Raw genomic sequence first — 12219 nt, 5'->3', positions numbered from 1 at the left:
AATGCCGAAACCTTCCATGACATGGCTGCCGGGATAAATGACGTTATAGGTCTGCATGACTGTCGACAGCCCGCCGACACAGGCAAACAACGCCACCAGGAAGTGGCGCCAGAAGCGCCACGTCTGCATGTCTTGAAGGATGGTCATCACATGCCCAGCTCGTCGTAGATCCTCTGGACATACCGGTGGGCACCTTGCATCTCGCTTTTCGCGTAGCCCTCGACATAGTTGTCCAGCGCGTACTGAATGATTTTTGGCTGGAAAGACACCGAGACGTTGAAGTGCTTCTGATCAATGAGCGGCTGCGGAATGTTGTCCGTCACGATCGTTCGGCTCTGACACAGGTTCGCGATGACAATGGGAAGATCGAGCTCAAGAATGACCTCGATTTCAAAGGCAAGGAACGAGTCCCCGTCGCCGCCTTTGCGTCGACCGTCTTCACTGCTCAGAAAGATGACTTGCTTGGTGTTGTTCAATCGCTCACGCAGACGACGCTTGATGGTCTCGGGCGAGCTGGTGTCGCGCGCCACAAACAAGTCGTGGGCATTGAAGAAGTCGAAATCGATCTTCTCGTTCTGTTTCCAGGCTTTCATCAGCGAGTAATAAGAGAGGTCTTCGCTGGCGAACGCGATGTAGGTCTTGTTGCGATAACTCATGACAAACTTCCTGTAGTGAAACGAAGGCATTATGGCTTCGTTGGTGAGGTGCTCAGTCCATTGATCGCCGGTTTACGGGCGCGCGGTTGCGCCGCGTGGGTTAGCGGTACGACGTATTCATGCGAAGTTAAAAAGCCGGCTTGTGGCCGGCTTCTCGGTGACGGGTTTGATTAGTTTTTGGCTAACCGCACCCGTCCGCAAAAGTGCGCGCTGCGAGGAGGCGCTTGTGAGGTTGACCGGGCAGGTCGCGCAGACCTTGCCAAGTCGATCACCCAGCCGCGTGTGGCCGATGGGTGCTGAAACGAAGGCGTGCAGGATACCCATGTTGTTCACCGATGCCCAGTTCCGAAACACACTCATTGCGCCCCTCATCGCAGCGTCGCCGGATGACGGCGGTTATTGAGGGTGGACCACCAGAAAATCCAGCCCAGAATCTGAATGTGCTGCGCCTGCACCTGCTCGGCGCTGAATATCTCATCCGGGTATTCGGCGCAATTGTGGCTGCGCAGGCGTAGGCCGCCGCCCGGCAGGCGATACAGGTATTTCACCCGCAACATGCCGTCATGTTCGAGGGCGTACATCTCGCCGTCGATGATCTGCACCCGCCCGCGATCAATGCCGATCAGCGATCCGTCTTGAATCTTGTCCGCCATGCTGTTGCCGACCATCGCTACACAGATGGCGTTGTGCAGCTCCACGTCCATGGTTTCGAGCACGCGTCGGGACAGGCGCACTTTATGATTGTGGATTTCGCCGACCGCCGTCCGGCCAGCGCTTTGCGTCTGCAGTTCGGTGTAGACCGGCATTTCCAGTTCTTCGCGCACGGTTCGCTCGGCTCGGGGTGGTTGAATGTCGGGCTCCCGGGCGCTTTCCCGGTCTTGTCCGGGGTGCTTGGGGCCTTCGCCACTGCGCAGCCAGCGCGCGTTCACGCTGAGCAATTCAGCAACTTCCTCAATGCGCGCCATGGGAATGCCACGCTTGAACCAATTGTTCACGTGTTGCGGCGTTACGTTTCGGTTGGCGGCAAAGTCTGTTGCGGAGAGATGGCACTCTCGCAATAGGCCGCGCAGTCGATCACCTGAAGTATTCATGTGCCGAAGTCTACGGCGGGTTGAAGCTCGTTTAAATGAACGAAGTGTTCAAATGAGCACGCCGTCATGCTTGGGCATGAATGTACGGATTACAACGTTCGGCTGTTTTTGTAGGCCAATTCCTTCACTGTTTTCCCTTGCATCAACAATGACCTCACGCACTGCCATCCTTGAGTTTCGAGAGTAGCGCGGGTAAATGCCGGACTCAAGCGGCGGCCGGGCAAGTTCGAGCCGAACGATGTTGTTCAAACATGAAAATAAAACGGCGTGATTAAACACACTGTGTGTGCCAGGCCAGTTTTAAACATTTGCGCGGAGAGGAAACAGGAAAAAACGGGGAAATTTTGGGGCGGGAGGAGTGTTTCGCGAGGCAGGAAGTGCGTGTAAAGCGTGGCCCCGGCGAAGCGTCGAGCGCTTCGGCGGGGCGCAACCGGATCAGCCCTTGTAGGCCGCTACCGATTTGGTGATCGCTTCGCGAGCGGCATCAGCGCCAGCCCAGCCTTCGATCTTCACCCACTTGCCTTTTTCGAGGTCTTTGTAGTTCGCGAAGAAGTGCTCGATCTGCTGGATCAGCAGTGGCGGCAGATCGGTGTATTCCTTCACGTCGACGTACAGCTGGGACAGCTTGTCGTGCGGGACTGCGATGATTTTGGCATCGCCGCCGCCGTCGTCGGTCATGTTCAGCACGCCGACCGGACGGGCGCGAATCACCGAACCCGGGGTGACCGGATAAGGCGTCACGACCAGCACGTCGAGGGGATCGCCGTCGTCAGCCAGGGTGTTGGGGATGAAACCGTAGTTGGCCGGGTAGAACATCGGGGTGGCCATGAAACGGTCAACGAAAAGGCAGTCGCTTTCTTTGTCGATTTCGTACTTGATCGGCGCGTGGTTGGCCGGGATCTCGATTGCGACGTAGATGTCATTCGGCAGGTCTTTGCCGGCCGGAATCTTGCTGTAGCTCATTGGGCTTTGCCCCCTTGGTTGACCATTCAGAATCTGGCATGCAACGCCAAAAAGTGGCCGGATTATAGGCATATTCCCGAAGCGTTGCCATGCGTGACGGCGGGCTTCAGGCCTCGTGTTGAGCCTGATAGACCGGCGTCCTAGTCTAAAGTGCCACGCTCAAATGCCGCCAGCCGCGCCATCGGGTCCTGCCGGTAGAAGGCTTTTAGCTGCCCATAGACCTCGGGATAGGCCTCGATCAGCAGATCCGGGCCGCTGAAGAAGTATTCGCTGATCACCGCGAAGAATTCGGCGGGGTTTTCCGCCGCGTAGGGATCGATGGCGGTCTCGGCGTCCGGGTTGGCATCGAGTTGGCGATTGAGGTCATCGAACGCGCGCTGCATAACGCTGGCCCAGTCACTGACGCGCATGTCGGGGTGCAGCGGCGGCAAGCCGTTCGCCTCGCCGTTTAGCATGTCCAGCTTGTGCGCCAGTTCGTGGATCACCAGGTTGTAAGCTTCCCAGCCGCCGCTGGTCAGCACACCCGGCCACGCCAGAATGACCGGCCCCTGGGACCACGCCTCGCCGCTGTGCTCGCCATCCCATTCGTGCTCGACGCCGCTGGCATCGCGGTGGCGTTGCGGGCTGATGAAGTCGTCGCCGTACAGGATGATTTCGTGAAAGCCCTGGTACCAGTTCAAGTCGTCAAGGGCGAGTAACGGTAGCTGTGCTTGCGCGGCAAGAAACAGCCGCGATTCGTCATCCAGTTCAACGCCTTCCAGTGCGGTCAGGTGTTTGGCCTGCAGAAACAGCACGCAGCTGTCGAGCAGGTAGCGATCCTCGTCGGCGTTCAGGCCATCGAGGATCGGCAGGCGCTGGCGAACGCGCTCCCACACGTGCGGGTCCACGGGATAACGCGCCAGCGTGCGCCGTTTGCGCCATTCCCGCAGCGACCACATGGGCTCAGCGCGCCTCGGCGGAACGACCCGAGCGGCTGCGCAGCAGGCCGATGATCATTGGCAGCAGCGAGATCAGGATGATCGCCAGCACCAGCAACGTCAGGTTCTTCTTGATGAACGGGATGTTGCCGAAGAAGAAGCCCAGAGTGACCAGCCCGCCCACCCACAGCACCGAACCCAGCACGCTGAACCCGAGGAAGCGCAGGTAAGGCATGCGGCCCACGCCCGCAACGAAAGGAGCAAAGGTGCGGATGATCGGCAGAAAGCGCGCGAGGGTGACGGTCTTGCCGCCGTGGCGCCCATAGAACTCCTGAGTTTTGGTCAGGTAATCGCGGCGGAAGATTTTCGAATTCGGATTGCTGAAGAGTTTGTCGCCGGCCGTGCGGCCGATGATGTAGTTGGTGCTGTCACCGAGTATCGCGGCTGCCATCAGCAGGCAGGCCAGCAACACCGGGTCCATGCCGCCGCCAGCCGCCACGGCGCCAGCGATGAACAGCAGCGAATCGCCTGGCAGGAAAGGCGTCACCACCAGGCCGGTTTCGCAAAAGATCACCAGAAACAGGATGGCGTAGACCCAGGTGCCGTATTGAGTCACAAGCAGGTCGAGGTAAACGTCGAGGTGAAGTATCAGATCAAGCGGATTGAAATCCATGTAGGCACCTGGTTTGTGACCCGATCCGGGTCGTGCGGGGCAAAGAGGGGAGATGTGCGCGGCATTATAGAGGCAAGCAATGCAATTATGGCGCTCGACATGCGGCCCCTTTCACTCCTGCAGGGTTTGCGTCTGCTAAGTGTTAGCGGCGGGTACGAACCGGTAGGAGCGTGGCTTGTCCCGCGATCGGCTGCGCAGCAGTCGTAAACCTGCCGCCGCGCGATTATGGATAGCCCGCATTGGCCGGATTGCTGCCGCTGCGCGCCAGATCGCGGGACAAGCCACGCTCCTACACGTTGGATTGCTTAAACCCTGCAACAAAAAACGGCCTCCGAAGAGGCCGTTGCTTTTCACCCTGCTGCGCTAATCAAAAGAAGCCCAGCGGATTGATGTCGTAGCTGACCAGCAGGTTTTTCGTCTGCTGGTAATGCTCAAGCGCAACCTTGTGGGTTTCGCGGCCGACGCCGGATTTCTTGTAGCCGCCGAAGGCAGCGTGGGCGGGGTACAGGTGATAGCAGTTGGTCCATACGCGCCCGGCCTTGATTGCCCGGCCTACGCGGTACGCGCGATTAATGTCGCGGGTCCACACGCCCGCGCCCAGACCAAACTCGGTGTCGTTGGCGATGGCCACGGCTTCTGCTTCGTCCTTGAAGGTGGTCACGCTCACCACCGGGCCGAAGATTTCTTCCTGGAACACCCGCATCTTGTTGTTGCCTTTGAGCAGCGTCGGCTGGATGTAATAGCCGGTCGCCAGCGAACCTTCGAGCTTCTCGACCTTGCCACCGGTCAGCAACTCGGCGCCTTCGCCCTGGGCGATATCGAGGTACGAAAGAATCTTGTCGAACTGCTGCTGAGAGGCCTGCGCACCGACCATGGTGTCGGTGTCCAGCGGGTCGCCGCGCTGGATTTTCAGGACCTTCTTCATCACCACTTCCATGAACTGCGGGTAGATCGATTCCTGAACCAGGCAACGCGACGGGCAGGTGCACACTTCGCCCTGGTTGAAGAACGCCAGCACCACGCCCTCAGCGGCTTTCTCGATGAACTCGGGCTCGGCCTGCATGATGTCTTCGAAGAAGATGTTCGGCGACTTGCCGCCCAGTTCTACGGTGGACGGGATGATGCTGTCGGCCGCGAGTTTCATGATGTGCGAACCCACGGGCGTCGAACCTGTGAAGGCAATCTTGGCGATACGCTTGCTGCTGGCCAACGCTTCACCGGCTTCGCGGCCATAACCCTGCACCACGTTCAGCACGCCTTTGGGCAGCAAATCGCCAATCAGCTCCATCAGCACCGTAATGCCCAGCGGGGTTTGCTCGGCGGGTTTGAGGACAATGCAGTTACCGGCGGCGAGGGCGGGCGCCAGCTTCCAGGCGGCCATCAACAGGGGGAAGTTCCAGGGAATGATCTGCCCGACCACGCCCAGCGGCTCGTGAATGTGGTACGCGACAGTGTTGCCGTCGATTTCCGCCGCCGTGCCTTCCTGGGCGCGCAGGACGCCGGCGAAATAACGGAAGTGATCGACCGCCAGCGGGATGTCCGCGTTGAGGGTTTCGCGCACGGCTTTGCCGTTGTCCCAGGTTTCAGTGATTGCCAGCACTTCAAGGTTCTGCTCGATGCGATCCGCGATTTTCAGCAGCGTCAGCGAGCGTTCCTGAACGGAGGTTTTGCCCCACGCATCGGCCGCGGCATGGGCGGCGTCGAGGGCTTTGTCAATGTCTTCGGCGGTGGATCGCGGGAATTCAGCGATCAGCTTGCCGGTGATCGGCGAAGTGTTTTCGAAGTACTGGCCTTTGACCGGCGGCACGAATTCGCCGCCGATGTAGTTGCCGTACTGGGTCTTGAAGGTAACGAGGGAGCCTTCAGTACCGGGGTGGGCATAACGCATGGTGAATATCTCCTGGCTCTTGTGATTGTCTGGGGATAACGCGTTGCGGCGCATGGGTACAGCGTAGAGCAAAGCGCGGGCCACTGCCGTGCGGGGCCCGGTTTATGGGCGTTCGGTCGACGAATCGTATGACCCGCGCCGGGTGTTGTGTCAGTGGCGGGGCGAGCGGGGTGACAGTTTGTGCCGTTTGCATGACAGCCCGGCGGCCCGCGCCATTCGCATCATTGCAATGGCTCGTGACGAGGAGGATGCTGACCGGCAAATCCTCCGCAGAGCCCTGGCTCAGGATGAAGAATAAAAAATGCACAGCAATCACCTGACGCGTCACGCCGAACAAGTGCTGACCGTAACCCAAGGCAAGACGCCCCATCATCTCGGTACCGACCCCCCCATCGCGCGTTCATGGTTGCGGTGCCTGGAGGATTATCATCTCGACCCTGCGCAAGCCACGCCGACCACGGTGCTTGAACACGCCCGTGTGCTGGAAAGCCGCGAGCAGTTGCAGCAGGTCCTGACCATCGCCGGCGGCGAGATGCACAGCCTGCACCGTCAGCTTGCCGGGGGCAGCGCGGTCCTGCTGACCGATGCCCACGGAATCATCCTCAACTGTGTCACCGAACCAGGCGATCGGCGGATTTTCGAGCGTGCCGGGTTGTGGCTGGGCGCTGACTGGAGCGAGGCGCGGGAGGGGACCAACGGCATCGGCACCTGCCTGGTTGAGCGTCAATCGGTGACGATCCATCGCGACGAGCACTTTCGTGGGCGCCACACCGGCCTGACCTGTTCGGCGAGCCCCGTGTTTGATCCCCATGGCGATCTGCTCGCGGTGCTGGACGTTTCCTCGGCCCGTCAGGACGTGTCGCGGCAGAGCCAGTTTCACACCATGGCGCTGGTCAACCTGTCGGCGAAGATCATCGAAAGCAGTTACTTCCTGAGCCGTTTCGACAATCACTGGCTGCTGCGTTTTCATCTCCAGGCTGGCGCCGTCGGCCTGTTCAGCGAAGGGCTGCTGGCGTTCGATGGCGAGGGCCGCATCAGTGCGCTGAACCAGAGCGCGCTGAACCTGTTGGGCTTGAGCCGTGGCGATCTGGTGGGGCAGGGCATCGAAACGATGTTCGACTGTTCATTGGATGAGTGGCTGAGCCGCGCTTCACCGGAAGCCGCCGCCAGCTGGCCGCTGCGGACGCGCGATGGGCGAGGATTTTTCGCCGTGCTGCGTGGGCAATCACGTGCCGAGGTGCAGGCACGAGTTACGCCGGTGGTCAGGCAATCGGCGGTGCAGCTTTCTTCAAGCGCTGTTTGTCTGGCTGATGTGGCGTTGCAGACGGATTTTCGGCGCGCGCTTAAGGTATTCGAACGCGACGTGCCGTTGCTGATCAATGGCGAGACCGGCTCTGGCAAGGAGGCATTCGCCAAAGCGGTGCATCAGGCCAGTCAGCGCAGCGCCAAACCTTTCGTGGCGCTGAACTGCGCGGCGATTCCCGAAAGCCTGATCGAGAGCGAGCTGTTCGGTTATCGCGGCGGCAGCTTCACCGGCGCGCGCAAGGAAGGCATGCGCGGCAAGCTGCAGCAGGCCGATGGCGGCACGTTATTTCTGGATGAAATCGGCGACATGCCGGTGGCGTTGCAGACACGCCTGCTGCGCGTGCTGGAAGACCGTCTGGTGGTGCCCATTGGGGGCGAGCCGCAGGCGGTGAACGTCAGACTGATCAGCGCGACCCACCGGAATCTGCTGGAGAGGGTGGAAGACGGCGGTTTTCGCGAGGACTTGTTCTATAGGCTCAACGGCCTGGAAATCGCCTTGCCGCCCCTGAGAGAGCGTAGTGATAAGGCGCAGTTGCTGGACTGCCTGCTGGCGCAGGAGGCGGGCGGCCTTCCGATCTTGATAGAGGCGAAGGCCAGGCAAGCGCTGCTCGACTTCAACTGGCCGGGCAACGTGCGGCAGATGCGCAACGTGCTGCGTACGCTGACGGCGCTGTGCGATGAAGGGCAGATTCGTTTCGATGACTTGCCGGTGGCGATTCGGCAAGGAATGACTCAAGGAACGGCGCAGGCAAAAGCCGATGTGGCCCACTCGCCCCTGGACGACGCCGAACGTGTCGCGCTGCTCGCCACCCTGGAAGCCCAACGCTGGCACATCACCCACGCCGCTCAAGCGCTAGGGGTGAGCCGCAATACGCTGTACAGAAAGCTGCGCAAACACGGTATCTGCCGCTGAAGTTCCGGGCGTGAGGCCAGAGTGAATCTGGTTGATTCTGCGGTGTGCGCATGCGGTCTATCAGTGGGACCGGCTTCAGCCGGGAAGAGGCCTGCATGAACACCATCAGATTTGTGGCGTGACACCCGACGCCTTCCCGGCTAAAGCCGGTCCCACAATGGGGTCGCCGCCAGCCCCGCTGACTGCATGCGGTCTGCAACTGGGATGCACCGGGTCTGACTGAATACATGCAGTCTCCTAGTGGGACCGGCTTCAGCCGGGAAGAGGCCCGCATGAACACCTTCAGATTTGTGGCGTGACACCCGACGCCTTCCCGGCTAAAGCCGGTCCTACAATGAGCTCACCGCCAGCCCCGCTGACTGGATGCGATCTGCAATTAACATGCACCAAGCCTGAGTGAATGCATGCGGTCTGTCAGTGGGACCGGCTTCAGCCGGGAAGAGGCCAGGGTGTACGCCATCAATTGTGCGGTGTGCCACCCGACGTCTTCCCGGCTAAAGCCGGTCCCACAATGGGGTCGCCGCCAGCCCCGCTGACTGGATGCGATCTGCAATTAAGATGCACCAAGCCTGACTGAATGCGTGCGGTCTATTAGTGGGACCGGCTTCAGCCGGGAAGAGGCCTGCATGAACATCATCAGATTTGTGGCGTGACACCCGACGTCTTCCCGGCTAAAGCCGGTCCCACGATGGGGTCGCCGCCAGCCCCGCTGACTGCATGCGGTCTGCAATTAAGATGCACCAAGCCTGACTGAATGCATGCGGTCTATTAGTGGGACCGGCTTCAGCCGGGAAGAAGCCAGCTTGAACACCATCAGATTTGTGGCGTGACACCCGACGTCTTCCCGGCTAAAGCCGGTCCTACAATGAGCTCGCCGCCAGCCCCGCTGACTGGATGCGATCTGCAATTAAGATGCACCAAGCCTGACTGAATGCATGCGGTCTATCAGTGGGACCGGCTTCAGCCGGGAAGAGGCCGGTGTGACCAGCCTCAATTCCGCGGTGTGCCATTCGACGCCTTCCCGGCTAAAGCCGGTCCCACTAACGCGTTCAACCGGTCTCGCTAACGCGTTCACCGGTGATTCTGCAGCGTGACAAGGTCCCACTAAGGTGTTCCTCCGCAATCCTGCAGCGTCCATCGGACATCCGAGTGCGACCGGAGCAAGCGCGATCAATTCCCCCGTGCGCATGCACCGCCTTGTACGCTAACCTGCGCCCCATGTTTTAAGGGGTCGGTCATGCACATTCATATTCTGGGTATCTGCGGCACGTTCATGGGGTCTCTGGCGGTGCTCGCCAAGGATCTTGGCCATAAAGTCACGGGTTCCGATGCCAACGTCTACCCGCCAATGAGCACGCAGCTCGAAGCGCAGGGCATTCAGTTGATGCAGGGTTACGACCCTTCGCACCTCGAACCGGCACCGGATCTGGTGGTGGTCGGCAACGCCATGTCGCGCGGCAATCCGGCTGTGGAATATGTCCTGAACAAGGGCCTGCCCTACGTCTCGGGCCCGCAGTGGCTGGCGGATCACGTCCTGCGTGGTCGCTGGGTGCTCGCCGTCGCGGGCACTCACGGCAAAACCACCACCAGCAGCATGCTCGCCTGGGTGCTGGAACACGCCGGCATGGCTCCGGGCTTTCTGATTGGCGGCGTGCCGCAGAACTTCGACGTGTCGGCGCGGCTGGGCGATACACCCTTCTTCGTCGTCGAGGCTGACGAATACGACAGCGCTTTTTTCGACAAGCGTTCCAAGTTCGTCCACTACGGCCCGCGCACTGCCATCCTCAACAACCTCGAGTTCGATCACGCCGATATCTTCCCCGATCTTCCGGCCATCGAGCGGCAATTCCACCACCTCGTGCGCACCATCCCGAGCGAAGGGTTGGTGATTCACCCGACCACCGAACCGGCGCTTGAGCGTGTCATTCAAATGGGCTGCTGGACGCCGGTGCAAACCACGGGCGAGGGCGGTCAATGGCAGGCGAAGCTACTCAGCGAAGACGGTTCAACATTCGAAGTGCTGTTTGAAGGCGTGGCCCAAGGCGTCGTTGATTGGGGCATGACAGGCCAACACAACGTCGCGAATGCCCTGGCAACCCTCGCCGCAGCCCGCCATGTCGGGGTCGTGCCGCAGCAGGGCGTTGAAGCGCTGAGTGCATTCAAAAGCGTCAAGCGACGCATGGAGAAGGTCGCCGAAGTGCGCGGCATCACTATCTACGACGACTTTGCCCACCATCCGACTGCGATCGCCACGACGCTGGATGGTCTGCGAAAAAAAGTCGGCGATGTGCCGATCATTGCCATTGTCGAGCCGCGCTCCAACTCCATGAAGCTCGGCGCCCATCGCGACGGCTTGCCGGAAAGCGTCGTGCAGGCCGATCAGGTGGTCTGGTATGCGCCTGCCAACCTGGGTTGGGATCTGGCCGCAACTGCCGCGCAGTGCACCATCCCGTCATCGGTGTGCGACAGCCTGGACGGCATCATCGAGCTGGTGAAAAATCAGGCCAAGCCGGGCACCCATGTGGTCATCATGAGCAACGGTGGCTTCGGCGGCCTGCACGGTAAACTGGCGGAGGCGCTGCAATGAGTGGCCCTGAACGCATCACGCTGGCCATGACCGGCGCATCCGGCGCCCAATACGGCCTGCGCCTGCTGGACTGCCTGGTGCGCGAAGACCGCGAAGTGCACTTTCTCATCTCCAAGGCCGCGCAGCTGGTCATGGCCACCGAAACCGACGTTAACCTGCCGCCCAAGCCGCAGATGATGCAGGCGTTCCTGAACGAGTACACCGGCGCGACAGCGGGGCAGATTCGGGTCTACGGCAAGGAAGACTGGATGTCACCGGTGGCGTCCGGTTCCGGTTCGCCGAGTGCGATGGTTGTGGTGCCGTGCTCGACCGGGACCTTGTCGGCAATCGCCACGGGCGCCTGCAACAACCTGATCGAGCGTGCCGCCGACGTCACATTGAAGGAGCGTCGGCAGCTGATTCTCGTGCCGCGCGAGGCACCGTTTTCCAGCATCCACCTGGAGAACATGCTCAAGCTGTCGAACATGGGCGCGGTGATTCTGCCGGCGTCGCCCGGTTTCTATCATCAGCCGCAGACGATCGACGATCTGGTGGATTTCGTGGTCGCTCGGATTCTCAACCTGCTCAACATTCCTCAGGACATGCTGCCGCGTTGGGGCGAGCATCATTTTGGCGCCGATGAATAAGGTCGTTGTGATAGCGCTGGGCCTGTTGCTGACCACGGGCTGTTCGACCGTGCGCACCCTTGATGCCAATCAGCCCGGCGCGCCAGTCGTGTACGCGGGCACGCGACTGGACCTGTACGCCATCGAAGGCGGTTGCTGCGAGAAGGATCGCTTCGGCACCGAGGCGCCGAAGTACCCGATGCTCGACCTGCCCGGCAGCGCACTGCTCGACACGCTGCTGCTGCCGTTGTCGATTCTGACCGCGCTAGGTGTGGGGTTTCAGGCAACGGGCGGGATGTAGCTCGGATCGGCGATCCCTGTAGGAGTGAGCTTGCTCGCGATTGCGGTATGACCTGCCCTGAAGCGGTGACTGTCAGAAACCGATCGCGAGCAAGCTCACTCCTACACAGGTTTTACCGGTCAGTTGAATCAGCGCTCAGTTACTTCCCCAACCGCCGCAAATCATCCGACTCCACCACGCGCACGCCGTCCTGCTCTTCCAGCGCCAGGCGCCATAGCGCGCGGGCGAGGCTGCAGGCTTCGATGCCGCCGTATTTGCCGGGAATCAGCTTGGCCAGGGGCGCGGCCAGTTGTTCCACAAGCCGCTGATCCTGCCGCTCG

11 protein-coding genes and 1 pseudogene are annotated in these 12219 nt (G+C 60.7%); 4 read left to right on the top strand and 8 right to left on the bottom strand.

Annotated elements, in window-relative coordinates:
* Positions 1 to 146: 146 nt before the first annotated feature.
* The 7 genes from VF672_RS06595 to VF672_RS06565 all read right to left on the bottom strand — a co-directional run bounded on the left by VF672_RS06595 (position 147) and on the right by VF672_RS06565 (position 6188).
* Entirely contained in the window at positions 147 to 656 is a 510-nt protein-coding gene (locus VF672_RS06595; RefSeq protein WP_331102719.1) for a TIR domain-containing protein, read from the bottom strand.
* A gap of 117 nt (positions 657 to 773) precedes the next feature.
* Positions 774 to 1016: a hypothetical protein gene (locus VF672_RS06590; protein WP_331102717.1), complete on the bottom strand. Its 243-nt coding sequence runs from the start codon at positions 1014 to 1016 to the stop codon at positions 774 to 776.
* A gap of 8 nt (positions 1017 to 1024) precedes the next feature.
* On the bottom strand, positions 1025 to 1747 hold the full coding sequence (locus tag VF672_RS06585; RefSeq protein ID WP_331102714.1) for an XRE family transcriptional regulator: 723 nt from the start codon (positions 1745 to 1747) through the stop codon (positions 1025 to 1027).
* A gap of 435 nt (positions 1748 to 2182) precedes the next feature.
* Positions 2183 to 2710, bottom strand: coding sequence for an inorganic diphosphatase (gene ppa, locus VF672_RS06580; RefSeq protein WP_037017915.1), 528 nt, complete (start codon positions 2708 to 2710; stop codon positions 2183 to 2185).
* A gap of 140 nt (positions 2711 to 2850) precedes the next feature.
* Positions 2851 to 3648 carry a M90 family metallopeptidase gene (locus VF672_RS06575; RefSeq protein ID WP_331102710.1) on the bottom strand — a complete coding sequence of 266 codons (798 nt, stop codon included), beginning with the start codon at positions 3646 to 3648 and terminating at the stop codon, positions 2851 to 2853.
* A gap of 4 nt (positions 3649 to 3652) precedes the next feature.
* The gene (locus VF672_RS06570) at positions 3653 to 4300 is read right to left on the bottom strand and encodes a DedA family protein (protein ID WP_331102708.1); all 648 of its coding nucleotides are present in this window, start codon (positions 4298 to 4300) and stop codon (positions 3653 to 3655) included.
* A gap of 367 nt (positions 4301 to 4667) precedes the next feature.
* Positions 4668 to 6188: an aldehyde dehydrogenase family protein gene (locus VF672_RS06565; protein WP_331102706.1), complete on the bottom strand. Its 1521-nt coding sequence runs from the start codon at positions 6186 to 6188 to the stop codon at positions 4668 to 4670.
* Positions 6189 to 6489: 301 nt separating this feature from the next.
* Between VF672_RS06565 and VF672_RS06560 the strand changes: the two genes are divergently transcribed.
* The 4 genes from VF672_RS06560 (at position 6490) to VF672_RS06545 (ending at position 11899) form a co-directional block, all read left to right on the top strand.
* Positions 6490 to 8406 carry a sigma-54-dependent Fis family transcriptional regulator gene (locus VF672_RS06560; protein ID WP_331102704.1) on the top strand — a complete coding sequence of 639 codons (1917 nt, stop codon included), beginning with the start codon at positions 6490 to 6492 and terminating at the stop codon, positions 8404 to 8406.
* Between the two features lie 1237 nt (positions 8407 to 9643).
* Positions 9644 to 10993 carry a UDP-N-acetylmuramate:L-alanyl-gamma-D-glutamyl-meso-diaminopimelate ligase gene (gene mpl, locus VF672_RS06555; protein ID WP_331102702.1) on the top strand — a complete coding sequence of 450 codons (1350 nt, stop codon included), beginning with the start codon at positions 9644 to 9646 and terminating at the stop codon, positions 10991 to 10993.
* Entirely contained in the window at positions 10990 to 11619 is a 630-nt protein-coding gene (ubiX, locus tag VF672_RS06550; RefSeq protein ID WP_065988388.1) for a flavin prenyltransferase UbiX, read from the top strand. The genes mpl and ubiX overlap by 4 nt, the downstream gene beginning before the upstream one ends.
* Positions 11612 to 11899, top strand: coding sequence for a YceK/YidQ family lipoprotein (locus VF672_RS06545; protein WP_331102699.1), 288 nt, complete (start codon positions 11612 to 11614; stop codon positions 11897 to 11899). Before ubiX ends, VF672_RS06545 begins: the two co-directional genes overlap by 8 nt.
* A 139-nt stretch (positions 11900 to 12038) precedes the next feature.
* Here VF672_RS06545 and VF672_RS06540 read toward each other — a convergent pair.
* Positions 12039 to 12219: pseudogene (locus VF672_RS06540) on the bottom strand (oxidoreductase); the annotation flags it as partial.

This window comes from Pseudomonas sp., assembly GCF_036387035.1.
Lineage (GTDB): Bacteria > Pseudomonadota > Gammaproteobacteria > Pseudomonadales > Pseudomonadaceae > Aquipseudomonas.
This window is presented reverse-complemented; position numbering and strand designations above follow the sequence as displayed.